General features: G+C 37.7%; 23 protein-coding genes. 12 read left to right on the forward strand and 11 right to left on the reverse strand.

All coding sequences use genetic code 11. The annotated features are described in order from the left end of the window. Nucleotides 1–51: 51 nt before the first annotated feature. Entirely contained in the window at nt 52–1,551 is a 1,500-nt protein-coding gene (locus tag CORI_RS09300; RefSeq protein WP_173031740.1) for a flavocytochrome c, read from the reverse strand. 149 nt (nt 1,552–1,700) lie between these two features. On the opposite strand from CORI_RS09300, the gene ccoG reads away from it, so the two are divergent. From ccoG to CORI_RS09325, 5 genes are all read left to right on the forward strand, one after another. Further along, nucleotides 1,701–3,044: a cytochrome c oxidase accessory protein CcoG gene (gene ccoG / locus CORI_RS09305; RefSeq protein ID WP_173031741.1), complete on the forward strand. Its 1,344-nt coding sequence runs from the start codon at nt 1,701–1,703 to the stop codon at nt 3,042–3,044. 71 nt (nt 3,045–3,115) lie between these two features. Beyond that, nucleotides 3,116–3,748, forward strand: coding sequence for a TetR/AcrR family transcriptional regulator (locus CORI_RS09310; protein ID WP_173031743.1), 633 nt, complete (start codon nt 3,116–3,118; stop codon nt 3,746–3,748). Nucleotides 3,749–3,852: 104 nt separating this feature from the next. Continuing rightward, on the forward strand, nt 3,853–4,971 hold the full coding sequence (locus tag CORI_RS09315; protein WP_173031745.1) for an efflux RND transporter periplasmic adaptor subunit: 1,119 nt from the start codon (nt 3,853–3,855) through the stop codon (nt 4,969–4,971). Then, on the forward strand, nt 4,972–8,109 hold the full coding sequence (locus CORI_RS09320) for an efflux RND transporter permease subunit (protein ID WP_173031747.1): 3,138 nt from the start codon (nt 4,972–4,974) through the stop codon (nt 8,107–8,109). Beyond that, complete coding sequence (locus CORI_RS09325) at nt 8,102–9,463, forward strand: efflux transporter outer membrane subunit (RefSeq protein ID WP_173031748.1); 1,362 nt, start codon at nt 8,102–8,104, stop codon at nt 9,461–9,463. The genes CORI_RS09320 and CORI_RS09325 overlap by 8 nt, the downstream gene beginning before the upstream one ends. A 20-nt stretch (nt 9,464–9,483) precedes the next feature. Here the strand turns inward: CORI_RS09325 and CORI_RS09330 are convergent, their stop codons facing one another. The 10 genes from CORI_RS09330 to tig form a co-directional block, all read right to left on the reverse strand. Next, the gene (locus CORI_RS09330; RefSeq protein ID WP_173031749.1) at nt 9,484–10,038 is read right to left on the reverse strand and encodes a hypothetical protein; all 555 of its coding nucleotides are present in this window, start codon (nt 10,036–10,038) and stop codon (nt 9,484–9,486) included. After that, nucleotides 10,025–10,912, reverse strand: a complete 888-nt coding sequence (locus CORI_RS09335; RefSeq protein WP_301952202.1) for an AAA family ATPase — start codon at nt 10,910–10,912, stop codon at nt 10,025–10,027. The genes CORI_RS09330 and CORI_RS09335 overlap by 14 nt, the downstream gene beginning before the upstream one ends. A gap of 6 nt (nt 10,913–10,918) precedes the next feature. After that, entirely contained in the window at nt 10,919–11,257 is a 339-nt protein-coding gene (locus CORI_RS09340; protein ID WP_216842242.1) for a hypothetical protein, read from the reverse strand. A 244-nt stretch (nt 11,258–11,501) separates the two neighbouring features. Next, complete coding sequence (gene purN / locus CORI_RS09345) at nt 11,502–12,077, reverse strand: phosphoribosylglycinamide formyltransferase (RefSeq protein WP_173031752.1); 576 nt, start codon at nt 12,075–12,077, stop codon at nt 11,502–11,504. Next, on the reverse strand, nt 12,059–13,468 hold the full coding sequence (locus CORI_RS09350; protein ID WP_173031753.1) for an NAD(P)H-hydrate dehydratase: 1,410 nt from the start codon (nt 13,466–13,468) through the stop codon (nt 12,059–12,061). The genes purN and CORI_RS09350 overlap by 19 nt, the downstream gene beginning before the upstream one ends. Next, nucleotides 13,465–14,985 (reverse strand): YifB family Mg chelatase-like AAA ATPase, encoded by a 1,521-nt coding sequence (locus CORI_RS09355; protein ID WP_173031754.1) that lies wholly within the window; start codon nt 14,983–14,985, stop codon nt 13,465–13,467. Before CORI_RS09355 ends, CORI_RS09350 begins: the two co-directional genes overlap by 4 nt. Further along, the gene (gene def / locus CORI_RS09360; protein ID WP_172197323.1) at nt 14,982–15,500 is read right to left on the reverse strand and encodes a peptide deformylase; all 519 of its coding nucleotides are present in this window, start codon (nt 15,498–15,500) and stop codon (nt 14,982–14,984) included. The genes CORI_RS09355 and def overlap by 4 nt, the downstream gene beginning before the upstream one ends. Beyond that, entirely contained in the window at nt 15,500–16,519 is a 1,020-nt protein-coding gene (locus tag CORI_RS09365; protein WP_172197320.1) for a diguanylate cyclase, read from the reverse strand. The genes def and CORI_RS09365 overlap by 1 nt, the downstream gene beginning before the upstream one ends. Nucleotides 16,520–16,530: 11 nt before the next feature. After that, nucleotides 16,531–17,121: an ATP-dependent Clp endopeptidase proteolytic subunit ClpP gene (gene clpP, locus CORI_RS09370; RefSeq protein WP_169943013.1), complete on the reverse strand. Its 591-nt coding sequence runs from the start codon at nt 17,119–17,121 to the stop codon at nt 16,531–16,533. After that, on the reverse strand, nt 17,118–18,497 hold the full coding sequence (tig, locus tag CORI_RS09375; RefSeq protein WP_173031755.1) for a trigger factor: 1,380 nt from the start codon (nt 18,495–18,497) through the stop codon (nt 17,118–17,120). The genes clpP and tig overlap by 4 nt, the downstream gene beginning before the upstream one ends. Nucleotides 18,498–18,630: 133 nt before the next feature. On the opposite strand from tig, the gene folE reads away from it, so the two are divergent. The 7 genes from folE to CORI_RS09410 all read left to right on the forward strand — a co-directional run bounded on the left by folE (nt 18,631) and on the right by CORI_RS09410 (nt 25,741). Beyond that, a complete protein-coding gene (gene folE / locus CORI_RS09380; protein ID WP_169976409.1) occupies nt 18,631–19,218 on the forward strand; it encodes a GTP cyclohydrolase I FolE in 588 nt (195 codons plus the stop codon). Then, entirely contained in the window at nt 19,218–20,522 is a 1,305-nt protein-coding gene (gene fliI, locus CORI_RS09385) for a flagellar protein export ATPase FliI (protein ID WP_172197314.1), read from the forward strand. The genes folE and fliI overlap by 1 nt, the downstream gene beginning before the upstream one ends. A 348-nt stretch (nt 20,523–20,870) precedes the next feature. Next, the gene (locus tag CORI_RS09390) at nt 20,871–21,485 is read left to right on the forward strand and encodes a hypothetical protein (protein ID WP_173031756.1); all 615 of its coding nucleotides are present in this window, start codon (nt 20,871–20,873) and stop codon (nt 21,483–21,485) included. 508 nt (nt 21,486–21,993) lie between these two features. After that, nucleotides 21,994–23,184 (forward strand): NifS family cysteine desulfurase, encoded by a 1,191-nt coding sequence (locus tag CORI_RS09395; protein WP_169943018.1) that lies wholly within the window; start codon nt 21,994–21,996, stop codon nt 23,182–23,184. 69 nt (nt 23,185–23,253) lie between these two features. Further along, nucleotides 23,254–24,246 (forward strand): iron-sulfur cluster assembly scaffold protein, encoded by a 993-nt coding sequence (locus CORI_RS09400; RefSeq protein WP_170018755.1) that lies wholly within the window; start codon nt 23,254–23,256, stop codon nt 24,244–24,246. Nucleotides 24,247–24,582: 336 nt separating this feature from the next. Then, nucleotides 24,583–25,005 (forward strand): molybdopterin-binding protein, encoded by a 423-nt coding sequence (locus CORI_RS09405; protein ID WP_173031757.1) that lies wholly within the window; start codon nt 24,583–24,585, stop codon nt 25,003–25,005. Nucleotides 25,006–25,171: 166 nt separating this feature from the next. Further along, on the forward strand, nt 25,172–25,741 hold the full coding sequence (locus CORI_RS09410) for a YceI family protein (RefSeq protein ID WP_173031758.1): 570 nt from the start codon (nt 25,172–25,174) through the stop codon (nt 25,739–25,741). Nucleotides 25,742–25,806: the final 65 nt, after the last annotated feature.

Raw genomic sequence — 25,806 nt, forward strand, 5'->3', positions numbered from 1 at the left:
AATTTGAGCCAAATTCTACTATCGTTTAAATTTAGCTCGCATATCACCGTTTTACTTTACTATATGCTCGGCCGCTATCATAGCAGAAGTTATGCAATCAGGCACAGAGCAGCTTGTAAGCCTACTATAGCCGTGAACTCCGCCCGTAGCTTCGCCAACCGCATATAGATTTTTAATAGGGCTATCATCATAAACGCTAAGAACTTCAAAATTTAAATTCGTTCTAACACCGCCTTGAGTGTAGCTTATACCCGGCGCTCCCAAGATAGCGTAAAACGGCGCTTTTGCTATCGGCGCAACGCTCTTTTTGCTTAGATCTTTCTTAAAGTCGGTATCTGCTTTTTCGCTTATTAGCTTATTATATTTTTCTATTTCGCTATTTAAAGTTTGCAAATTTAGCTTAAATTCCTGCGCAAGATCCTCAAGCGTGTCAAATTTTTTAAGCTTTCCGCTGGTTATAAATCCTTCAAGACGCTTTGGATCGTGACTTGAATTAAAGCCGACACTATCAAAAATAATTACAGGAAAGAGTGTCGAATCATTATTTTGCATATTTTCTAAGATATTGTTTGACAGAGTTTGTCTATCGCCGTCCTCGTTCATAAAACGTTTTGTGTTTTTGCCATCTACTATGATAGAAAATATCAAATCCTCTGTAGGAATTCCAAACGAATATCTCGCGAGGCTAAGTTGTACGGGCGTAGCTCCGGCTTTTAGCATTATCTTAAGAGCTCCCGCCGTTGCGCCTGCATTTGAAGGGGTATTAGCCAAAGAGAGTCTTGGATTTTGGATAAATTTAAACTCCTTATCCGCAGAATATCCTCCGCTGGCAAAGATAACGGCTTTTTTAGCTTTATAGAATTTAACCTCTCCTGAAGTGTTTTGAGCGTCATCGTTTTTGAGTTTTCTCTCGAATTTATAATCCTCTTTTACTTTTAGCCCGATAACTACGCCGTTTTGATCTTTGATTATCTCGTCGGCTTTTACTCTTTTTAGAGTTTTTCCACCCTTGCTTTCAAAGTGCGCATTAAGAGTTTGTATGCACGCTCCGCCGCCATCTACTGTCTCTAGGCTTCTTGCTACGCTGTGTCCGCCAAGATGCTTTAATTTGTCTGCGTATTTTACGCCGCGAGCTTTCATAAACTCATACGCCCTTTTTGAATTTTCAGCGATTCTGCGAGTTTGGTCGATGTGGTTAAAGCCTCTACCGGCTTTATTTAGATCCTTGATAAAAAGCTCGACCGAATCCTTAATGCCCGCATTAACCTGCACATCTGATCCTACACAAGCAAAATCAAGCTGAGATATCACGGAATTTCCGCCGGTTCGAGACATCTTTTCAATTAGCACGGTATTAAGTCCAGCTTCTGCGGTTATGATACCCGCGACATTCGCGCTAAGTCCGCTTCCTACGATAAGTACGTCAAATTCACTGTCCCATTTGATCTCGTTTGTCTGATCGTTCGCGCTTAAATTCATAGCACCTACGGCACTGATAGAAGCTGCCGCAAAGCCTGTTTTTAAAAACTCTCTTCTTGATAACTTTTTCATTCCGCCTCCTGTTTAAATTTTTCAGCTAAATTATAAAAAACAAAGCATAAAAGCTTAATTAATAGATATTTAATAAGTTTAAAATTATAATTTAGCAAAAAATATAATTATTTTGTAACTTACTGTTTTCAAATTTCAAAAGGATTTTTATGAGCGAGCAAAATTTAAAAAACAATCCGAACTACGCTAAAAAGCGTTATATGTTCTACGCAATCTTAACCTGTATCGCGCTTATCTTGCCTTTTGTTAAGATAAACGGCAATCACTTCTTCTTGCTAAGCTTTGACAAAAAGCAACTCCATCTGCTCTTTAACAGCTTTGACACGCAAGAGCTTTATCTGATGCCATTTGTGCTTATCATATTTTTTCTTACTATATTTTTTCTCACAACCCTTGGCGGAAGGGTTTGGTGCGGCTGGAGCTGTCCGCAAACGATATTTCGCGTGATTTATCGTGATCTAATCCAAACTAAAATTTTAAAGCTTCGCAAAAATACGAACAATAAACAAAAGCCTATAGAAGGGCAAAATTTCAAAAAATTTGCAGGTGTAGTTATATGGTCGGTCTTAGCCTGTTTGGCTGCGGCAAATTTCTTATGGTTTTTTGTGCCGCCCGAGGATTTTATAAACTACGTTAAAAATGCCGGGGAGCATAAATTTTTAATGGGAATTTGGTTTTTTATAACGGCGTTTATAGTATTTGACGTAGTTTGGTTGGCGGAGAAATTTTGCATATATGTCTGTCCTTATGCGAGAATTCAATCGGTTATGTTTGATGAAGATACGATACAAGTTATCTATGACGAACAAAGAGGCGGTAAAATTTACGATAAAAACATCAAGCTTTGGAAAAAACCGCCAGAGCCTGAAAACGAATGCACGGGATGTGAGGCATGCGTTAAAATTTGCCCTACTCATATAGATATAAGAAAAGGTATGCAGCTTGAGTGCATAAATTGCCTTGAATGCGTGGATGCGTGTAGTAAAGTCATGGGCAAGCTTGGCAAAAAGACGCTTATAGACTGGACGAGCGACAACTCGCTAAAATCCGGCAAAAAGGTTAATTATCTAAGATTTAGAACGATCGCTTATATGGCTGTTATCGCCGCTACTACTGTCATCTTGGCATTCATGAGCACAAAAAAAGAATACATGCTGCTTAACATAAATCGCACGAGCGAACTATATAAGATAAAAGACAACGGCGAAATCGAAAACGCATATACGTTTTTATTCCAAAATACCGACAATAAAGATCATAGCTATTACTTTGACGTAAATGACACCAATATAAAAATAACACGCCCTAAAGAGCCTATCGAGCTAAAAAGCGGAGCGAAAAAGAAAGTGGTAGTCGTTTTAACCTCTAAAAATTTAAACTTAAGCGATAAAAACGATGCGCCGATACATATCAAGATAAACGCTTACGCAAAAGACGAAAAAGAGAAAATAAGCATTGAAAGAGAGACGATATTTGTCTATCCTAAACAATAATGAATTTAAATCTTAAATTTATAAATTTAATGATATAGTAAAAGCCAAATTTAAACTCGCAAGGAATAGCCATGACAAAAATGTCAAAACGTGGTCACGAAAGATATGAAAAAATAACACAAGTCGCGCTTGAGCTATTTTTAGAAAAAGGCTATGAAAACACCAGTTTAAACGATATCATCGACAAAAGCGGAGGCTCGCTTGCAAGTATATATAAATTTTTTAAGAACAAAGAGGGTCTTTTTAAGGCGATAGTAGATAAAAGCATAGATGAATTTTGTAACGAAATCGACGAAAAGATAGATCTAAAACTCTCTCATAAGCTTGAGGATTTTTTGCATAAATTCGCAACTGTATTTTTTGATATCATCTGCGAGAGAAAAACGACTTATATAGCCCGCACTATGATAATTGAAGGTTTTAAAAACGACTCCGCACTGGGCAAGATGTTTTTAGAGCAAATTTTAAATAAGATACATAAAATTTTAGTTGATTTCTTCAACCGAGACGAGATCAAAGCTAAGCTTTCAGATATAGACTCAGATCTTGCCGCAAGCTTATTCTGCGCTCTGGTAAGAAGCCCTTATCACTATAACGCCGTACTTCTAAACAGCGATATAACTTTATCAAAACAGCAGCGCGAAGAGCACGTTAAAATTTGCGTTGATCTATTCTTAAACGGAGTTTGTAAATCTAAAAATTAAACCAAAGTTAATTGACAAAAAAAATGAATAATAATATAATTGCGCAAAATAATTGTAACTTAAATTACAAAATATCACAAACTAAAATATCACAAGGTCACTATATGAAAAAACTTGCAAATTTTTCTCTAATAATGGGAATTTTAATATCTTTTTCGGGCTGCTTTAAGGACGATAAAGCAAATACCGCAGGTCAAAGACCGCAAATGCCGCCTGCAAAAGTAGATATCATAAAAGCCAAAAAAGAAGACATCCCGATAACTTTTGAATATCCCGCCAAAATCGTAAGCGACCAAGACGTAACGCTTCGTCCTAAGGTTTCAGGCACTCTTATTAAGCAGTATTTTAAAGCAGGCGATAGTGTAAAAGCAGGCGATAAACTGTTTTTAATCGATCCTGAAAAGTATCAGGCAAGCTATGACGCTCTTGAAGCAAGCGTGGGCGTAGCGAGCGCAACTCTTAAAAACGCTCAAACCGAATTTAATAGAGTAAAAAAACTATATGAGAAAAAAGCCGTAAGCCAGAAGGAATTTGACTCTGCAAAAAGCACTCTTGATATCGCAAACGCAACCTTGCTAAGCGTAAAGGCAAATTCCAAAAACGCAAAGATAGATCTCGGATATACGACAGTTGTTGCGCCGTTTGACGGAATTTTGGGCGAAAATTTAGTTGATGTTGGTTCGTTTGTTTCAGCTAGTGCAACAGAGCTTGTAAGACTAACCAAAATCGATCCGATAAGCGTTAAATTTTATATCGCCGATGTTGACAATCTAAATAGAATCAAAAACGTACAAAGCGGCTCTTGGGCGCAAAACGGCGCTAACGCCACGCTAAAAACAGGAGGCGAAATTTTTAAAGGCAAAGTAAACTTTATAGATAATGTAGTGGATATAAACGTAGGAAGCGTTTTGGCTAAAGCGGAATTTGAAAACAAAGACGCAAAGCTAATGCCGGGAGCTTTTGCAAGCGTAGTCATGGATGGATTTTATCAAAAAGACGGATTTAAGATTCCTCAAGTCGCCATCCAACAAGACGCTATGAATACCTTCGTGCTTGTGCTAAAAGATCAAAAAGTAACGCAAAAAAACATAGAAATTTCATATCAAAAAGAAGACTATGCGGTAGTTAGCGGCGGACTTGAAGAGGGAGATTTGATCATCATAAATAACTTTAAAAAGATTAGAGTGGGAGCGGACGCGCAAGTTGATAAGGAGAAAAACTAGATGTTTTCTAAATTTTTTATAGACAGACCGATCTTTGCTACGGTCGTATCTATAATCATAGTAATAGCAGGCGCAATGGCGATTAAAGGTCTGCCGGTAGAAGAGTATCCGCAACTTACCCCGCCTCAAATTTCAGTAAGCGCGGTGTATACGGGAGCTGATGCGCAAACCATTGCGGATTCGGTTGCAACTACTATCGAAGATCAGATAAACGGCGTTGAAAATATGCTTTATATACAAAGCACTTCAAGTTCAAGCGGCACTATGGGCATAAACGTATATTTCAAGATAGGCTCTGACTCAAAACAAGCCGCAATCGATGTCAACAACCGCGTTCAAGCGGCTCTTGCAAAGCTTCCTAGTGAAGTTCAGCAAAGAGGCGTAACGGTAAGGGAAAGAAGCTCAAGCATACTTGAAGTTATCACTTTTACCTCCGAAGATATGGATATCATTAAGATGCACAACTACGTGCTTGCAAATATAGAAGACGAGATAAAAAGAGTAGACGGCGTAGGCGACACCGCGGTAATTGGCAATAAAGACTATGCCATGAGAATTTGGCTCAAGCCCGATCTGCTTGCGAAATTTAACATCTCAACAAGCGAGGTTATAGCCCAGATAAATCAACAAAACAAACAATACGCAACTGGTAAAATCGGAGAGCAGCCAAATACTACCGATAACCCTTATGTCTTTTCCATTAGACCGGAGGGGCGATTAAAAAGCGTTCAGGAATTTGAAAATATCATCATAAGAACTTCAAAAGAAGGCACCGTGCTAAAGCTAAAGGATATAGCCGAAGTCGAGCTTGGAGCAAAGAGCTATGTCTTTGAAGGTATGCTAAACGGCGAAAAGATGGTTCCTATGCTAATCTTTTTGCAAAACGGCGCAAACGCTCTAGCTACGGCTAACGCGGTCAATAAAAGACTTGAAGAGCTAGCAAAAACCTTTCCTGCGGGCTTTAAGCATAACGTTTCTTACAATCCTACCGAATTTATACAGGTGTCGATAAATGAGGTTATAAAGACCTTTATAGAGGCGATGATACTCGTAATGGTAGTTATATATATGTTTTTAAAGAGTTTTAGAGCCACAATCATACCTATGATCGCCGTTCCCGTCTCTATCATAGGCACATTTGCGGGGCTTTATGCGATGGGCTTTACGATAAATTTGATAACTCTTTTTGCTCTCGTGCTTGCTATCGGCATAGTCGTGGATGATGCGATTATCGTCATAGAAAACGTGGAGAGAATTTTACACGAAGAAAAAGATATAAGCGTAAGGGACGCTACCGTTAAGGCTATGGGGGAAATTTTTGCGCCCGTTATATCCATAGTGCTTGTTTTATCGGCTGTTTTTATCCCGGTTGCTTTTATGGAGGGCTTTGTAGGCGTTATACAAAGGCAGTTTGCGCTAACTCTTGTTGTTTCGGTTTGTATCTCAGGTCTTGTGGCGCTTACTCTAACGCCTGCGCTTTGTGTTGTAATGCTTAAAAAGCAAGAGTCAAAGCCGTTTTGGTTTGTGCAAAAATTTAATGACTTTTTTGACTGGAGTACAAAAATTTTCAGCGCAGGAGTAGCTAAAGTCCTGCGTCATATAATCCCAAGCTTCATCATCATAGCCATAATGGGATATGCTATATTTACGCTGTTTAATAAAATTCCTTCAAGCCTAGTGCCATCAGAGGATAAAGGATCGATCATAGCTATCACATCTCTTCCGCCGGCTTCGGTAATGGATAGGACAAAAAAGGAGATGAAGGACATAAGCAGCGCATTTACCAAAAATCCAAACATCGAATTTGTAACAGGGCTTGTAGGATATGATATGTTTGCCGGCGCACTTAAAGAAAATTCAGCCGTAGCCTTCATCAGACTAAAAGACTGGAGCGAAAGAAAGAGTCCTGATAGCTCGGCAGGTGCGCTAGTAGGGCAATTTAATAAGATATTTTGGGGTTCAAAAGAGTCTATGACCTTTGTCGTCAATGTCCCGCCGATAACAGGGCTTAGTATCACGGGCGGATTTGAGATGTATCTACTTAATAAAACGGGTAAGACTTACGACGAAATAGAAAAAGACGCCCTTAAGATAGTCGCCGCGGCAAATGCACGTCCTGAGCTTACCAGTGTGCGAACTACGCTTGAAACAACCTATCCGCAGTATAATATAAGCGTAGATAAGCAAAAAGCAAAGCTCCTTGGAGTAAGCGAGCCTGATATATTTAGCACGATAGCTGCAACTGTCGGCTCATACTACGTAAATGACTTTAACATGCTAGGCAAATCCTACGACGTTCAAGTAAGGGCTTTAGATAAATATAGAAATTCGCCTGAGGACTTTAGAAACATATTCGTTAAGTCAAATTCTGGCGAGATGATACCTCTAAATTCACTCGTTACTCTAAAAAGAAGCGTAGGGCCTGATATAGTCGATAGATTTAACCTCTTTCCTGCGGCTAAAATTTTAGGCGATCCAAAGCCGGGATACACTTCAGGCGATGCGATAAGGGCCATAAGTGAAGTGGTTGCGCAAAATCTCTCAAGTGACGAATACTCCATAAGCTGGTCGGGAAGCGCCTTTCAAGAGGTTAGCTCACAAGGCACGGGCGCGGTAGCATTTGCTTTCGGCATGGTGTTTGTGTTTTTAATCCTAGCCGCACAGTATGAGAGGTGGCTTATACCGCTTGCGGTTATTACCGCGGTTCCTTTTGCCGTATTTGGCGCGCTAGTAGCCACTTGGCTAAGAGGGTTGCATAACGATATATATTTTCAAATAGGTCTGCTTTTACTCATCGGACTATCGGCTAAAAACGCGATATTGATTGTGGAATTTGCAATGCAAGAGCGCCAAAACGGAAAGAGCGTCTTTGAAGCTGCGGTAAATGCTGCAAGGCTAAGATTTCGCCCGATAGTAATGACATCTATCGCATTTACGCTCGGAGTTTTTCCTATGGTTATCAGCACGGGAGCGGGTGCGGCTTCTCGTCATGCGCTTGGTACGGGAGTTATAGGCGGCATGATAGCGGCAACCACTATAGCGCTGTTTTTCATACCGATGTTTTACTATCTGCTTGAAAATTTAAACAACAAATTTTGGGACAAAAAGCCAAAAACACAGGGGGTAGCCAATGCGTAATCTCATCATAATCATCGCTGCAATATTTTTTGCGGGCTGCTCGTTTAGACCCGACTTGCCCAATGTAGATACGAAATTTGAAGCGACTTATCAATTTACGAGCGATATAAAAGACAGATGGTGGGAGGAATTCGGCGATGAAAATTTAAATGCTCTTATAAGCGACACTCTTAACAACAACATAGATCTTAAAATCGCATTTTTAAATTTGCAAAAAGCAGAGGCAACGCTTGGAGTAAGAGAGGCTGATACTTTACCCAACGTAAATTTAAACGTCAGCACAAACAGAACCAAAAACAGCGGTCAAATACGTGGCGAGCAGACGATTGACTCTATATCTTTGGGGCTAAATTATGAGATTGATTTTTGGGGTAGAGTTAAAAACAGCATAGAAGCGGCTAAATCAAGCCTGCAAATGAGCAAATTTGACTACGATACGGCAAGACTTAGCATAAGCTCTATTGTGGCGCAAAGCTACTTCACGCTGGTTTCTTTAAATATGAAAGAGCAAATTTTAAAAGACACGGTTAAAAACTATGAAAATACTCTTGAATTTAGAAACTCGCAGTTTGAATTAGGCGCTATAGACGAGGTAGTTTATCTGCAAAGTAAAGCCGCCGTGCAAAGTGCTAAAGTAAACCTCATAGACGTTCAAAATCAAAAAAGTTCGCTAATCACATCTTTAAGCATTTTAAGCGGTAAAACAAACGACGAAATTTTAAAAAGCTCCATAAAAAGCTCGAAAAATCTACCAAAAGAGCCTGAAATAAAAGCCGGAATCAGCTCTGATATACTCTTTCAAAGAAGCGATGTAGCAAGCGCTTATGAGAGCTTAAAGGCGACTAATGCCCTAATCGGCGTAGCAAAGGCTGAGTATTTCCCGACGATTTCGCTAACGGGATTTTTTGGATACTCAAGCGACAATCTAAAAAATATTTTTAAAAACAATGCCAATACATGGAGTTTTGGCGCTACATTAGTTCAAAAAATATTTGACTACGGCAGAACTAAAAACAATGTAAAAATAGCTCAAACAAACGAGCAAATAGCGGCTTTAAACTATGAAAAAACGATCAAAACCGCCCTAAGCGAAGTAAAAGACGCTCTTACAAACAGAGAAAACGCCAAGCGATCTCAAGCTGAGATTAGCGACCTTTTAAGCTCTCAGCAAAAAATTTATAATATCGCTCAAAGCAAATTTGACGAAGGCTACAGCAGCCACCTAGAGCTACTTGACGCTCAAAGGAATTTGTTATCGACTAGATTGCAGGACGCAAACGCCAAACTAAATTCCATAAATTCGGCAGTTGGTGTTTACAGAGCATTTGGCGGAGGATTTATAGTAAATAAATAAAAAGAGAGCATGCTCTCTTTTTATTTATCATTAAAAAAATCATATCCATTATTTGTAGCAAAAACTCCATCTTTAATTTCTATTTTCTTTTCGATCAAGACTTTATCAAACTGTCTTTTGTCTATTTTTTGAGACATATTGCTAGGGTAAATTAACCAATACTCTACTTCCTCAATTTCCATTTTTGTATCAAAATTTAAGCAATAAGACTCTAATATATACTTAAAGAACACTTCTGAATTTTTTATCTGAGCTATGGCTTTTTCATAATTCTCTTTACTTAGACTAGATTTAATTTCACAAAAATAAATTTTTGCAGTATTTTTTAATAAAAAAACTATAAAATCACAAGAATTAAGCGTTTGCTTTTGGCTAAATATATTAGTGATAGATGGGCAGTTTGTTGGATCTTGCGTTACAATACAAACATCATCTTTATTTTTGAAAGTTAATCGTAACTCTTTTATTGAACTTTTTATCTCTTGTTCTTTGATAATAAATGTACTATTTATAACAGTAGGCTTTAAGCAATCATGTAAGGAATTTTTAAATTTTTTCAATTCAGAACTTGTCATTTTTATCACTTTTTAAAAGCTCTTCAAAAATCAAGCCTTGGTTTTCATTTTGGGTGTCTATAGGATAATCAAATGTAGTTATAAAAATTCCATGATTATTTACATTCACATTACTTAAAATATTTTTACCTTTTTTATTTTCAGCCAAATATGCTTTTACTTTTTTTGGCGATAATTTATACTCTTTTGCGTAACCTTTATTTTTAATTTTATCTATTTGTTTTTCATCTAAGCTGTTCAACATTATACAATTGCTAATCTCTCTTAAAATATAATCACTATGAGTAGTTATAAATACTTTGACTCCTGCATTCACAAGCAAGACTAAAAGCCTAGCCATTAAAATTTGATTATTTGGATGCAAATTAAGCTCAGGTTCATCTATCATCAAGATATCATTTTTTCTCGCCGCATGTAATATATAGTAATTTAGCATCAAAAGTGATCTAACAGAACTTGATGCCCTTTGTATAGTAACTTTTCCTTTTGTTATCCTCTTTTTTGCACCTGGTGCAAATTCTATCCCTTCTTGACTTACTATATATTTTCCTCCAACTATCTCATAAAGTAAATTTAAAATAGTTTTATTTAAGATATCATCTTTATTTTTACTTATAAAACTCATAATTTTCGAAATTTCACCTAAATCTCTAATAAAATATATATTATCTTTAACAGGTTTTGGATACCTAGAATATCTTTGTGTAAGGAGCTTAAAAGCGATATCCTTTATGTCTTTTATATCTGCTCTTGAAATCTCTTCTACTATTTCCGATTTATTTACATCAAGTTCTTTTTGAAACATTGAAGCACCTGTTCTTTCAGCACTGATTATAAAAGGGTTTGGACATTGCCTACTATATATACAATACAATAGTTTCTATTGATGCATATTTTGACAAATCATTACTTGTATTTTTAACAAAAATATTTCTATTTTTTTCAAAATTAAAAACAATTGTTTTTTGTTTATGTAGTGGAAGTCAAATTTAGGCGAATGGGAAAAATAATTTTCAACTGCTACTTTGTTGCCCCTTTTTAAAAATCCAATTACTTGTTCTATAGAATCATCTTTAAAAAAAGAATTATTAAAATCACCATCTTTGCCTGCTAAAATTTCTGCAAATTTATTCTTATATACATCAAACATTAAATTTGAATATTTAATTAAAATATTTTCCAAAGATTGTATTGACATCTCAAGCCTACAATCATCCATATTAATGCCGTTTAAAATCTTCATCAATACTTAAAAATACCTACAACATTAGCTTCTCTGATAAAATCCAAATAACCGTATAAGCTATAAGTAGCATAAGTTTTTCCGGTATTATTTTCGCCACAAATTATAGTTAAACTTCCTACTTAAAATTCTGCTTCATTGAGCATTCCTATATTCTTTAGCTTTATCTTCATAATTGATCCTTTATCTATTCAATCGAATAAAATTAAATACTACTATATTATTTACAAAGAATTTTTACTATGCTTTCAGGCAAAATTTCATGCTCTATGGCGTGGATTTTTGCCTCAAATTCTTCAAGACTCATACCATCTGTTTTCTCAAAAGCTCTTTGCATTATGAGCTTCCCGCCGTCAAGCTCTTCATTTACATAATGCACGCTAACGCCCCCTACTAACATCTCGCTTTCAAAGCTCTCCTTGATAGCATGAGCCCCTTTAAAAAGCGGTAAAAGCGAGGGATGAAGGTTGATGGCTTTTACGTTAGTCGTAAAAATAGGGGTTAAAATCCTCATAAATCCCGCAAGAACCGTTAAATCAATATCATGCTTTTTAATCTCACTAACTAACGCTGCATCAAATTCCTCGCGCGAACTAAATTTCGTATGTTCTATAATCACGCTTTCAAGCCCGTATTTACGAGCTCGCTCTATACCGTAAGCGTTAGCTTTGTTTGTGATTGTTAGCGCGGCTTGGATTTTGATGTCATTAAAAATTTTATTATGAACTCTTTGAAGGATAGCTTCTAAATTTGAACCGCTTCCGCTAAATAAAACCGCTATTTTTTTCGTAACCATTTAAGCCCTTTTATGATATCTTTAGGAGTTATCGAGTAGTTGTTTCGCTTTGATTTTCGCACGCTTAAAGCATGTGCCAAAGTACCGCTTATAGCCGCATCAAGCGTAGTGTAGCCTTGAGCGAGTAAAGAGATGATTATGCCACTTAGTGCGTCTCCGCTTCCCGCTTTTGCAAGAGCTGCGCTTCCATAAGGCATCAGGTAAATTTTCCCCTCAAAAGCAATTATGGTGTTAGCGCCTTTTAAAACTAACACATTTGGAAATTTTTTGCTCCACATTCTGGCAATTTCAAATCGATTTTCTTGCACCTCTTGCACACTAAATTTGCCAAATCCGCCAAGCTCTAAAAGCGAACAAAATTCCTTTGGATGAGGAGTTATCACTATCTCTTTTTTTGATTTTAAAAGCTCTATAGTAAGCTCTTCGTAGCACATATCAGCATCAAGCACCAACGCCTTTTTGTTTTTAAGCGTGTTAAAAAGCTCTATTTTTTTAGTCTCATCAAGCTTTCCAAGCCCCATTCCAAGAGCTCCATAAGCCATTTTTTCAGTTATTGAGCTTACATTCATCAAAAGCGGATCGGTTATCAAATTCTTAGACTCACTAACGATACTAACAAGCCCTGCTCCCATAGCTAAAGCCGATTTGCCGGCTATTTGAGCAGCTCCGCTAAGCTCACCGCTAACTATAAAAACATGCCCGAATTCACTCTTGTTAGTGTTAGCTTTAATTCTAAAAGGCAAATTCATATCGCTTTTTAAAAGCCTGAAAGTATCGGTTGCTCCTTCAAATTTACTAGCTGCAAGCCCCAAATCAGCCACTTTTATCTTGCCTGTAAAATCTTTAGCAAAATCAGAATAAAGTCCGATTTTAGCAGCTCCCATAGTTATAGTTATATCGGATTTAAAAACGGCGCCGCAACTATTTCCAAGCTCATTAAGCCCGCTTGGGATATCGCATGCTATCTTGTAAGCTTTTATTTCGTTTAAAGAATTTATAAGATTTATCGTCTTTTTATCCAAATTTCGATTAAGTCCAGAGCCAAAAATCCCGTCGATAATGCATTTATATTTGCCTATTTTTTTAACGGGTTTAACTCCAAGCTTAAATGCTCTGTCAAGCTGAGTTTTAAGCGTCTCGTTTTGCTTATCAAACGCTAAAAAAAGCTCGCACTCATACTCGCCGCTTAACATTCTAAGAGCGGCTGCTACGTCTGCAGCGTTATTTCCGCTACCGCAAACTCCTAAAATTTTTGCGCCCTTTTTAACTCTCTTGCGCACATGTTTTGCAAGAGCATTTGCGGCATTTTCCATCAAAATTTCGCTTGTTAAGCCAAATTTTAAGCAAGCCGTTTCATCGAGTTTGGAAGTATTTAAAAACAGTTTTTTCATGCCTCGCTCCTTACGCGGAAGCTTAAAGCCTCTAAGATATGCGACTTTTTTATCACTTCAGAGCCGTCAAGATCGGCAATCGTGCGAGCTACTTTTAGAGTTTTATTTATGCCTCTTTGAGTAAGAGCAAATCGCCCGACAGACATATCCAGCACGCTTTTAGCTTCACTATCGCAAATGCAAAATTTAGCTATCTCCTCATCGCTTAACTTGCCGTTTAGCTCGCTTTGACCTCGCTTCATCTGCGCCTCAAAAACCCGCAAGACTTCACGCTGCATATCGGCACTCGCGACATCGCTCTTATCGCTACTTGCAACCTCGTCCATAAGCACGTGCAGGTCGATCCTATCCAAAAGAGGCTCGGAAATTTTAGCCTTGTATCGCTTGATATCGGTTTCTAAACATCTGCAGTTTAACTGCTTTGAGAGCAAATTTCCACACGGGCATGGGTTCATGGCACCCACAAACATAAATTTCGTCTTGTAAGTTATCTTGGAATTTACTCTTGAGATGTGAATTTGGTTATCTTCAAGCGGCTCTCGAAGGCTTTCTAAAATTTGCTTACCGAAGTGGGGAAGCTCGTCAAAAAACAAAATTCCGCCGTTTGCAAGAGCGACCTCGCCTATCCTTGCGCTTGCCGTTCCGCCTCCAAAGATAGAGCTTTTAGTCGATGTATGATGCGGGCTTCTAAAAGCTCTAAGCGCGCTAAACTCATGATCTTGCAAATTTAGCGACGAGTATGCCGCACTGAGTAAAATTTCATCTAAATTTTGAGGCGGAAGGATATATCTTAAGCGTTTTGCGCTCATGCTTTTGCCACAACCCGGGCTTCCTTCAAAGATGATATTGTGCATACCGCAAGCTGCTATAAGGCAGGCTCTTTTGGCTCTAGCCTGGCCTTTGATATCCTTAAAATCAAGATCAAATTTTGAGTTTATAACATAATTTTTACCGCAAATTTGAGTCAAATTTGCAAATAAAGGATGAGTATCTTTTACTAAACACTGCTTCTTAAATTCGTCATCAAGAAAAAATTTGATCGCTTCATCAAGCCTATTTACAGCGTAAATTTCCAAATTTGGTATCATGCCTGCGCTATTTGCTATCTCTTTTGGAACTAAAACTTTAGCCTTTTTAACACTTGCGCTTAGAAATAGCAGTATAGAAAAAAGAGTTGTCGTACTCTTAACGCTTCCGTCAAGTCCAAGCTCGCCAAATACGAAAAATTCGCCAAAATTTACGACTTCTTTTTGTAAAGCTATCAAAAGCGCGATAGGCAGATCAAAATGGCTTCCCGTCTTTGGCATATCCGAAGGAGAGAGATTTATGATGATTTTTTGTGCGGGAAAAGAGAAATTCTGAGCAAGAAGGGCTGATTTAACCCTTGCTTCACTCTCTTTTATGCTCGTGCCTGCAAGCCCTACGATGCTAAGTGCGGGAAGACCTCTGTTAAAGGTTGATTCAACATCAACGATCCTCAGCCCGTCGGTGTAAGTCGCGCACTTTAGCGATTTCATAGATTTTTATCTCGAAGCTTCTTATACTCTTTATCAAATTTTTTTCGTTTATTGTAACCGATCTTTTCTATAAACAGATGTCCGTCAAGATGATCCATCTCGTGCTGAATAGCTACGGCTAAAAGCCCATCCGCTTCAAGCTCACACTCTTTGCCGTGCCTATTTTGATATCCTAGAGTTATCTTTTCGGCACGCTTTACTTCCTCGTAAAATCCGGGCACGCTAAGGCAGCCTTCTTGGAAAATTTGCTCGCCCTCTTTACGCAATATTTTCGGATTTATTATCTCAAGCAGGTCGGCTCTCTCTTGAATTTCAGTTTCTTCATTTACTAAATTTATAATGAGTACACGAATAGGATTTTTTACCTGAATCGCCGCCAACCCAATTCCGTTTTTGGCTATCATCGTATCATACATATCGTCTAAAAATTTATGCAAATTTTCATCAAACTCGCTCACCTCAATCGATCTTTGATATAGCCTTTTATCGGGATAAGTTAAAATTTCAAGTACCATTATTTACTCTCTACGATTACGTATTTTTCAAGGCTTCTGCCACTTTTTATAAGGCTGTCAAGAGTTTGAGAAAGCACTTCTTCGACCGTTTTTGTAGTATTTAGATCACAAACGGCTATCTCCATATCGATTTCAAATTCCTCGTCGCTTATTAAAAACGTAGCCGCATAAAACATATCGGCAATCCGTTCGCAAGCCTTTTTCGCGCCCTCTATATCTGTATGCTTCATAAGCATGGCAAAAATTCCATCTCCATAGTGAGCTAATATATCGCTTCTTCTTGAAGTTTTTAGCAAAAATCTTGAGATATTTTTTAGCACTATTTGCTTATCTCTAACTCCAAGCATATCAACGGCGCTATCTTTTGGTTTTACAAGCATGAAAGATGAGTTATAGCCGTATTTTTTGACATACTTCATCTCTGAAGTCATGGTTTTTAGGAAAAATTTCTTGTTATAAAGATCAAATTGAGGATCATAAATTGACTGCTCTTCAACTACCTTAAAAACCCTGCTTATCTCTTCATAGTTCGTTTTGATAACGTCTATATGCTTGTTCATAAGGGTATTTAGCTTATCTAAGTCCTCGTTAAAAGCGCTAAATACATTTTGCACGGTGAGCAAATTCGCATTTGATTCAAGGCTATCGGAGCGTTTTTTAATGATAGTTTTCATGATGCCTAAATTTTTATAGATAAGTGCAACGGCTTGAAGCATGCTCTTTATCTGAGCAAAGCTCTGCTTGATCTCTCGCTCGATGTAAATTTGTCTATCGTCTTCGATCCTGCCTATCTCGTCTTCAATCTCTATAATCTCGCCCATCTTTTTTTTAAATTCATCGGGCTTTTTTTCAAGCATCTTTTCAAAAAAGATCGAATAATTTTTAGGAATGGAAGGGATATTCTCTTCGTTTAGCTCTTTGATGATATCTTCGGAAAAATCATAGATATTAAACTCGCCTTGATCTTTTTCCTTGATGGTTACGGTATTTTCAGCCTTTTTTTTATTAACTTTAATCAAATTTAACCTCGTTACTTAAAGCTTTTCTCCAAAACTTTATCGATTAGCCCATACTCTTTGGCTTCAAACGAACTCATGAAAAAGTCCCTATCGGTATCTTTTGCTATTTTGCTTAATTTTTGACCCGTGTTTTTAGCTAAGATAGAGTTTAGAATTTCCTTCATGCGCAAAATTTCTTTAGCTTGAATTTCTATATCCGTAGCTTGACCTCTAGCACCGCCTAAGGGCTGGTGTATCATGATGCGAGAATTTGGAAGCGCATATCTTTTTCCGGGAGTTCCGCAACTTAGCAAAAAAGCCCCCATAGACGCGGCTTGACCTATGCAGATCGTGCAAACATCGGGCTTTATGTAGTTCATCGTATCATATATACTAAAACCGCTTGTGATAACTCCGCCGGGGCTATTTATGTATAGGTAGATATCTTTATCTGGATCTTCGGCCTCTAAAAACAGCATTTGAGCCACGATAGAAGATGCGATGCCGTCTTCTATCTCTCCGCTTAGCATTACGATACGATCTTTTAATAGGCGAGAATATATATCATAACTTCTCTCGCCCTTGCTTGTTCGCTCGATTACGTATGGGACGTAATAGCTCATTTATCTGCCTTTTTTGCTGTCTTTTTCTCAGCCTTTGGCTCGTCTTTTTCTTTGGCTGCTTTTTTAGACTCTTTTTCAGCTTTTTCTTCTTTTTTGTCAAACATCTCGTTAAATAGCTTTTCTTCTATCATCGACATTTTTATAGCCGGTAAAACTCCTTGATTTTTGTAGTTTTCAAGGTGTTGTTTCGGATCAAGTCCCGATCTGTAAGCCTCAAAATAAACAGCTTGGATAAGCTCTTGATCGCTCACGGCTACATTTCTTCTTCTGGCAAGCTCATCTATGATAAACGTTAGTTTCACGCTCTTTTGCGCATCTTCGCGGAATGTCTCACGCTTTTTAGTTAGAGCGTCTTTATCGTCTCTGAAGCTCTTCATCTCATCTTCGCTAAAGCCGTTCCATGCACCGCGGAATTGCATATCTATCTCTTGCTCTACGATGTTTTTTGGTATATCAAATTTATACTTTTCGACTATGGCTTCTGCAAATTTCGGCTTAAGCTCTTCATTTACCAGCTTATACTGCTTGTCGGCTCTGATTTGATCTTTGATTCTCTCTTCAAGAAGCTCAACGCTAGCGTTTTCTTCATTTGGCATAAGTTGTTTTAACAGCTCTGCGTCTATCTCTTTTGCTATATTTTTGCCTTGAATTTCATGCAGTTTTACTTTAAACACAGCCGCTTTGCCTGCCAAATTTGGTGCACCGTACTCGGCAGGAAATGTTACTTCTACATCTTTTTCTTCACCGACTTTTAGACCGATCATTCCATCTTCAAAGCCCGGTATAAACTGACCTGAGCCTATCTCAAGCACATATCCTTCAGCCTTGCCGCCGTCAAACGCAACGCCGTCTACGAAACCTTCAAAATCAAATTTAGCAAAGTCGCCTTTTTCTAGCTTTTTCTTATCAATTTTCTCAAGCGGAGCTACCATCTTTAAAAGCTCGTCTTTTTTCTCGTCAATCTCTTTTTTCATAACGCGAGGAGTTGAAAATTCAGGTATAAGATCTTCGTATCCGTCCAAATTTACGACAGGTTTAAATGAAATTTCTATCTCGGTATCAATAGCGCCCTCTTCTCTTTCGAATTTTATAAACATCGGCTCGCCGATAACCTCATCTGTTTTTCTATTAAGCTCTTTTAAAGCGGCATCTATAAGCTCTTTTAAAGCGTCTTGTTCCGCATCGCTGGTTAGCTCTTTTTCGTATCTTTTTAAGACTAAATTTACAGGCACTTTACCGACTCTAAAGCCTTCCATTTTCATATTTTTAGCTGCTTTTTTAGCAAGATTTTCAAGCTTTGATTTTATCTCTTCGCTTGAGATTTTAGCCGTTACCGAAGCGTTGGCAGTGTCTATAACTTTGGTTTTGAGTTCCATTTATTTCCTTTTAAAAATAAAAATTTTCTAATCAATATATCAAATTTTTCCTTATTAGTTGTATAAATTTGAAATTTATCAATGCAAAAGGCGCTTTAATGTAAAATGTGGCTAAATTTTAAGGAAATCAAAAATGCAAGAAAATCAGCAAAAAATTAGCTTTGAAAATTCGGTTAAAAACATGCTTGAGATAATCGGCGAGGACGTAAATAGAGAAGGTCTTATCAAAACTCCCGAAAGAGTTTTTAAAGCGTTTAAATTTCTAACTCAAGGCTATGAACAAGATCCAAAAGAGGTGCTAAACGATGCGCTTTTTGAAAGTTCAAACAACGAAATGGTTTTGATGAGGGATATTGAATTTTATAGCCTTTGCGAGCATCATCTGCTTCCTATAATCGGGCGCGTTCATGTGGCGTATATACCAGACGGCAAGGTTGTGGGGCTTAGCAAACTTCCTCGCATGGTAAATATCTTTGCAAGAAGGCTTCAAATTCAAGAGCAGATGACCGAACAGATCGCAAGCGCGATTCAAGAAGTTATAAAACCAAAAGGCGTTGGCGTGGTGATAGAAGCAAGGCATATGTGCGTGGAGATGAGAGGAGTTGAAAAGATAAACTCAACCACCACGACTTCGGCATTAAGAGGAATTTTTATCAAAAACGCAGATACCAGAAGAGAGTTTTTCGCTCTTATAAATTCGCCAAAAGAAGTGAGATTCTAGTGAGTTTACAGCGTCTAAAATCCAAGCTAAACTCAAATTTATCCCTTTCAAACGTCTTTGGAGTGATAAATAAAATTTCATCAACTACTATTGAAATTTCAGGGCTTCGTCCAAGTATTGGCGATATCGTCCAGATAGTAGCACGCGACAAAAGCAAAAGAGGTCTTGGCATGGTTACCGAGATCAAACAAGACGGAGCTTTTATATCGCCGTTTGGATTTGTCGAGGGCTACAAGATAGGAGATCTTGTCTATCTAAGCGATCAAGGCATGAAAATCCCTGTCGGCGATGCGCTTCTTGGGCGCGTAGTGGATCCATTTATGAGTCCTAAAGACGGCAAGGGAGCTATTTATACCGATGATTTTGCTCCCATCATGAAAGCGCCGATTGACGCTATGAAAAGAGGTCTTATAGATGAGATTTTTAGCGTAGGAGTTAAGAGTATAGACGCGCTTTTAACTTGCGGCAAAGGGCAAAAGCTGGGAATTTTCGCAGGAAGCGGAGTCGGTAAAAGCACTCTAATGGGCATGATCGTAAAAAATTCCGAGGCTCCCGTTAAAGTAGTAGCACTCATTGGCGAAAGAGGTCGCGAAGTGCCTGAATTTATCGAAAAGAACTTACATGGAGATCTAAGCGGTACGGTGCTTGTGGTAGCTACGAGTGATGATAGTCCTCTTATGCGAAAATACGGCGCATTTTGCGCTATGAGTGTGGCAGAATACTTCAAAAACCAAGGCAAAGACGTGCTGTTTATCATGGATAGCGTGACAAGATTTGCCATGGCGCAGCGCGAGATAGGGCTAGCGCTTGGCGAGCCGCCTACATCTAAGGGGTATCCACCTTCCGTGCTTACGCTACTTCCGCAACTAATGGAGCGGGCGGGAAAAGAAGAAGGTAAAGGCTCTATCACGGCATTTTTTACGGTTTTGGTTGATGGCGATGACATGAGCGATCCGATAGCCGATCAAAGCCGCTCCATACTTGACGGACACATCGTGCTAAGCAGGGAACTAACGGACTTTGGAATCTATCCGCCGATAAATATCCTAAATTCAGCTTCGCGTGTAATGAACGATCTAATCACGCCCGAACACAAGGCAAACGTGGCTAAATTTAAAAGATTTTATTCACTTATAAAAGAAAATGAAATTTTGCTTCGTATCGGAGCTTACCAAAAAGGCAACGACAAAGAACTTGATGCGGCGATCTCAAAGCGAGAATTCATCGATAAATTCCTTAAGCAAGACGAAGATGAAGGCTTTAGCTTTGAAAGAAGTCAAGAGATGCTAAAAGAGATAAATTAAGCCTAAAACAGCGCTATAATCTTAGCTTAAAATTTACACTTTAATTTCGTTTTTATCAAATCTACTAAAACCAAATTTATAACTTCCAAACCAAGCAAAGCTTAAAATTTGACTCGTTTCAGAATAAATTTCAAATTTATAGCCTCACTGCTTATGCATAAAAGTCCGATAATAACGCAGCAAAATCCTAAATGTAAAAATTTATAATATAATACTCATTACAAAGAATTTAATATATAGTGGCGCAAGCTAAACCAAACAATACCGACAAATCAATCGAATTTGCGGGACAAAAAGGAGTTTGGTATGAAATTTATACAAAAATACGGTGAAATTTAAGGCATTAAGATGCTGATAATATATCCGTTTTATCTTCTGATCTGCATTTTTATCTTCATATTTGCCATCAAAAAGATGAATTTGAGCAAATTTATAGGCTCTTTTATACTGACAACAGCTCTTTTAACCCCTTGGAGTTTTTATCTAATCGCAAAAATTTTAACCGTTAGCTACTGCAAAACTGCTGAAAATTTTATGTTTGAACTACACGAAAATCCTAGCTTTTTATTTACCGATTATGCGTTATATAACGAGGCTAAATTTTCTTGTGAAAAAGCAGGCAAGCATGCTAGAATCGGATTTGTAAAAAGAGAAAATATAACCGTAATAACCTGCGATCCGGAAGATAAAAATATAATCCCTTTAAGCGGATATAGCCTGTTTGACTTTAACGTAACTGCCGAAAAGATAGGATTTTTACCTCTGATGCAAAATTTTATAGACGGCAAGAGAGTGGTTGTGGTTGATAACAAAAGCCAGAAAAAAGTAGCCTCAAACACATCTATCGTAAATAGCTATCATAGCGCTTTTTTAAATGAAAAAAACGGCGAATTCCTGTTTCAAAGCGGTGAAGCCTGCGGAGATGGACTCGGCTTTTACGAAAAGCTGTTTTATCCAAGATGATTTTATATATCTTATATCTCAAAACTTTATGTTTAAAAGCAACAAAATATAAATTTCTCAAATAAAATTGCGCATTAAGAGAAGTTAAATTCGAGCTATGGTGATTTTATATTGAAATACTTTAAGCTTACACAAGCTCATGACTCTTAAAAAGCATAAAAGCCGTATAAATAAAATAAAGCGAATGAGAAAAATCTTTTGATGGGACAAATCTTTAAAAATTTAAGAGATAAATTATAAAATATCTATAAAATTTAAGAAATTCCAGCCTAAAAGCTTAAAAAAAATTATTAATTTTAAAAGCGCTAAATCTCAGATAATTCGTGCTGGTGACTCAATTGCGAATAATTCATAAATTGATAAAGAATTTCAATATAAATTCAATATCAAAATCATCCCAAATTTGAAAAAATTAAGCCTAAATTTTAAACTAAATTTTATGCAATTTGTTATAATATCCTGAAAAAATAAAAAAGGATAAAATATATCCTAATTAAAAGGCAAAAATTTGAGAGTTTATTTAGATAACAACGCAACTACGATGGTTGATCCCGAAGCTTTTGAGCTTATGAAACCGTTTTATTGCGAAAAATATGGAAACCCAAACTCACTTCACAGATTTGGCAGCGAAACTCACCCTGCTTTGCGCCGCGCAATGGATCAGCTTTATACGGCCTTTAACGCCAGAGATAAAGACGATATCATCGTAACAAGTTGCGCGACAGAGAGTAATAACTGGGTTATAAAAGGCGTATTTTTTGATCATATGTTAAATAAAGACAAAGATCATATCATAATCAGTTCTGTAGAACACCCGGCGACTGGCGCGGCATGCGAATTTTTAAAGCAATTTGGCATAAGAGTAAGCCACATCCCTGTTGATGAAAACGGGCTTTTAGATCCAAACGATTTAAGAAATTTGATAGATGAAAAGACCGCACTTGTAAGCGTAATGTGGGCAAATAACGAAACAGGGACAATTTTTCCGGTTAAGGAGCTTGCGGCTATAGCGCACGAATACGGCGCGCTCTTTCACACCGATGCCACACAAACGGTCGGCAAGATAAAAATAGACGTGCAAGATATAAATATGGATTTTATGAGTTTTTCAGCACACAAATTTCACGGTCCAAAAGGTATCGGTGGTCTTTATATCAAAAATTCTCAGCCGCTTACAAGCCTGCTTCACGGAGGCGAGCATATGGGTGGCAGAAGAAGCGGAACGCTTGACGTAGCAGGTATCGTAGGTATGGCGCAAGCGCTGGAAAATAGCAACAAATTAATGGAATTTGAAAATTTACACGTTAGAAAATTAAGAGACAAACTTGAAGACGCTCTACTTGAAATTCCTGAAATTTCAGTTGTGGGAGATAGGGCTCATCGCTTGCCAAACACTATTTTGGCCGCAGTTAAAGGCGTTGAAGGCGAAGCTATGCTTTGGGATTTAAACCAAGCTGGTATCGCTGCTTCTACAGGTTCTGCTTGTGCGAGCGAAACGCTTGAGAGCAACCCTATAATGGAAGCGATCGGTGCTGACAAGGAGCTTGCACATACGGCTTTAAGGCTATCCCTTTCAAGATTTAACACCGAAGAAGAGATTGATTACGCGATAGTGCATATCAAAAAAGCCGTTGAAAGATTAAGAGCGATTTCAAGTACGTTTGCTTATACGCCGGATTGGCACGTAAGCGGGCTTTAATAAATTTATAAATTTAAAAAGAAGGAGCTGATTTAGCCAAGTTGCTAAACAAGCCTCAAAAGGAATAAAATGGCAAAACACGATTTAATCGGCGGCTCGATTTGGGATGAATACTCACAAAAAGTTCAAGACCTAATGAACAGCCCTCGCAATATGGGACAAATAACTGAAGAAGAAGCAAAAGAGCGTGGCGGTAAACTTATAATCGCCGATTTTGGCGCAGAAAGTTGCGGCGATGCAGTGAGGCTTTATTGGTTGGTTGATGAAAAAACAGATATCATCATGGACGCGAAATTTAAAAGCTTCGGCTGTGGAACGGCTATAGCAAGCTCTGATACTATGGCTGAGCTTTGTATCGGAAAGACGGTCGATGAGGCGGTAAAGATCACAAATATAGACGTGGAAAAGGCGATGAGAGACGATCCTGAAACTCCTGCCGTCCCACCTCAAAAAATGCACTGCTCGGTAATGGCTTATGATGTCATCAAGGCGGCTGCGGCAAGCTATAAGGGAGTAAATCCCGAGGATTTTGAAGATGAGATCATAGTGTGCGAATGCGCCAGAATAAGTCTTGGCACGATTCGCGATGTAATCAGAATGAATGACTTAAAAACGGTCGAAGAGATAACTCAATACACCAAAGCAGGTGCATTTTGTAAATCCTGCATTAAGCCGGGCGGACACGAAAAAAGAGAGTATTATCTGATTGATATCCTAGCAGAAACTAGGGCTCAAATGGAAGCTGAGAAGCTAAAAGCCATCGCGGATGCTAAAATTTCAGGAAACGATAGCGATTTGGCATTTGAAGAACTTACGGTAGTAGGTCAGCTTAAAGCGGTTGAAGCGGTTATAGATGCCGAAATTCGCCCTATGCTTATGATGGACGGCGGAAATATGGAAATTCTTGATATCAAGAAAAACGACAAAGGAATTATCGATATCTACATCCGATATCTTGGGGCTTGCTCGGGATGCGCAAGCGGTTCGGGTGGAACGCTATATGCGATCGAAAACGTGCTACAAGAAAATTTAAGCCAAAATATCAGGGTTTTACCTATTTAATTAATATACACTGACGGCTTTGGAGTTAAATTTGACTTCCAAAAGCCGTCAATCTATCTTTAAATGAGCCAAATTTCTCATTAAATAGCTCAAATTTGAAATAATTTATATAATTAAACCGAATTTAGCTGTCTGAATTTATATTTAAATTTTAAATTTGAAATATTTATTTTAAACATTTTAGTGATAAGATCGCGAATTTACAAAGCTTTTAAAGTATTATCAAAAATCAAATTAAATTATTTTTCTATATAATTTTATTTTAAGTTTTGCCAAAGTTTAGGCTGTTAAGATTTCACGAAGATTTAAAATCGAACTAAAAACAAAGGATTTAACATGTCATTTAGCGCAAGAAATCAACTTCAAGCCGAAATCACTGAAATAAAAACAGGTGTTGTAAATTCACTTATCGTAAGCAAACTCCAAGGCGGAGAGATAGTAAAAGCAACAGTTACAGTCGAGTCTGAAAAAGCCCTTGATCTTAAAGTTGGCAAAAAAGTCGTTTATCTATTTAAAGCCTCAAGCATAATTGTCGCAAAAGGCGAAAATGAGCTTAAATTAAGCGCAACTAATCAAATCAAAGGTAAAGTCGTTAGCGTAAAAGAGGGTGCGGTAAATTCGGAGATAGACATCAAGATAGCAGGCGGAGATAAGCTAAGCGCTATCATCACAAACGAATCCACCAAAAGCTTGGCCCTTAAAGCCGGCGATGATGTAGTTGCGGTTATCAAAGCAAGCCAGATTATTATCGGTGCTTAATTAATATAAAATTTGTCCGTGCAACTTTGTGCGGACTTTCTTTTCATAAATTTATCTTAAATTTAAATTCTAAATTATTAAAATAAAACACAAAATATAACTGATTTATTATTCATTACAAAATATCAAATATAATCTTAAAAATTATTTCAAACAAGGATATATAATGAAAAAACTAATCAAAATATCGGCTATTGCGGCGCTTTTAGCAAGCTTTAGCTATGCGCAAAATTATGCTATAGACCATGCTCACAGCACATTAGGGTTTCAAGTTAAACACCTTAAAATAGCAAAAGTAAATGGTAAATTTAAAGCTTATGATGCTAAAGTTGACTACGACAAGGCAACAAACGAGCTAAAAATGCTTGAGGTAACAATAGACACCAAGTCAATAGATACAGACAACAAAAAACGTGATGAGCACCTATCTTCAGAGGACTTCTTTGATGCAGGCAAATTTGACAAAATCACTTTTAAAATGACCAAATTTGAAAAAGAAGGCAGTGATGAAGGCAATATTTATGGCGACTTGACCATAAGAGGAGTAACAAAACCCGTAAAACTTGACTTTGAATACGGTGGAGACACTAAAGATCATCATGGAAATGAAAAAATCGGCTTTAGCATCACGGGCGAAGTAATGAGAAAAGACTTCAACGTAGGCTCAAATTTTGGAGATGCTATGATCTCTGAAAAAGTAAAAATTCAAGTCAACGTAGAAGCTGCGGCAAAATAATTTCATACAAAAATTTGACCTTTTCACAAGGTCAAATTTTCTTCATATATCCTAAATAAATTTTA

It is taken from the genome of Campylobacter sp. CCUG 57310 (assembly GCF_013201975.1).
Classification (GTDB): Bacteria; Campylobacterota; Campylobacteria; order Campylobacterales; family Campylobacteraceae; genus Campylobacter_A; species Campylobacter_A canis.

Bases quoted from the DNA above. Each gene is read 5' to 3' on its own strand.
- CORI_RS09390 (WP_173031756.1), top strand. From the start codon at position 20,871: ATGCTGATAATATATCCGTTTTATCTTCTGATCTGCATTTTTATCTTC.
- CORI_RS09410 (WP_173031758.1), top strand. From the start codon at position 25,172: ATGAAAAAACTAATCAAAATATCGGCTATTGCGGCGCTTTTAGCAAGC.
- CORI_RS09330 (WP_173031749.1), bottom strand. From the start codon at position 10,038: ATGACAAGTTCTGAATTGAAAAAATTTAAAAATTCCTTACATGATTGC.
- CORI_RS09310 (WP_173031743.1), top strand. From the start codon at position 3,116: ATGACAAAAATGTCAAAACGTGGTCACGAAAGATATGAAAAAATAACA.
- ccoG (WP_173031741.1), top strand. From the start codon at position 1,701: ATGAGCGAGCAAAATTTAAAAAACAATCCGAACTACGCTAAAAAGCGT.
- CORI_RS09355 (WP_173031754.1), bottom strand. From the start codon at position 14,985: ATGAAATCGCTAAAGTGCGCGACTTACACCGACGGGCTGAGGATCGTT.
- CORI_RS09320 (WP_173031747.1), top strand. From the start codon at position 4,972: ATGTTTTCTAAATTTTTTATAGACAGACCGATCTTTGCTACGGTCGTA.
- CORI_RS09400 (WP_170018755.1), top strand. From the start codon at position 23,254: ATGGCAAAACACGATTTAATCGGCGGCTCGATTTGGGATGAATACTCA.
- tig (WP_173031755.1), bottom strand. From the start codon at position 18,497: ATGGAACTCAAAACCAAAGTTATAGACACTGCCAACGCTTCGGTAACG.
- folE (WP_169976409.1), top strand. From the start codon at position 18,631: ATGCAAGAAAATCAGCAAAAAATTAGCTTTGAAAATTCGGTTAAAAAC.
- CORI_RS09340 (WP_216842242.1), bottom strand. From the start codon at position 11,257: ATGGATGATTGTAGGCTTGAGATGTCAATACAATCTTTGGAAAATATT.
- purN (WP_173031752.1), bottom strand. From the start codon at position 12,077: ATGGTTACGAAAAAAATAGCGGTTTTATTTAGCGGAAGCGGTTCAAAT.
- CORI_RS09405 (WP_173031757.1), top strand. From the start codon at position 24,583: ATGTCATTTAGCGCAAGAAATCAACTTCAAGCCGAAATCACTGAAATA.
- clpP (WP_169943013.1), bottom strand. From the start codon at position 17,121: ATGAGCTATTACGTCCCATACGTAATCGAGCGAACAAGCAAGGGCGAG.
- CORI_RS09300 (WP_173031740.1), bottom strand. From the start codon at position 1,551: ATGAAAAAGTTATCAAGAAGAGAGTTTTTAAAAACAGGCTTTGCGGCA.
- CORI_RS09325 (WP_173031748.1), top strand. From the start codon at position 8,102: ATGCGTAATCTCATCATAATCATCGCTGCAATATTTTTTGCGGGCTGC.
- CORI_RS09350 (WP_173031753.1), bottom strand. From the start codon at position 13,468: ATGAAAAAACTGTTTTTAAATACTTCCAAACTCGATGAAACGGCTTGC.
- def (WP_172197323.1), bottom strand. From the start codon at position 15,500: ATGGTACTTGAAATTTTAACTTATCCCGATAAAAGGCTATATCAAAGA.
- CORI_RS09315 (WP_173031745.1), top strand. From the start codon at position 3,853: ATGAAAAAACTTGCAAATTTTTCTCTAATAATGGGAATTTTAATATCT.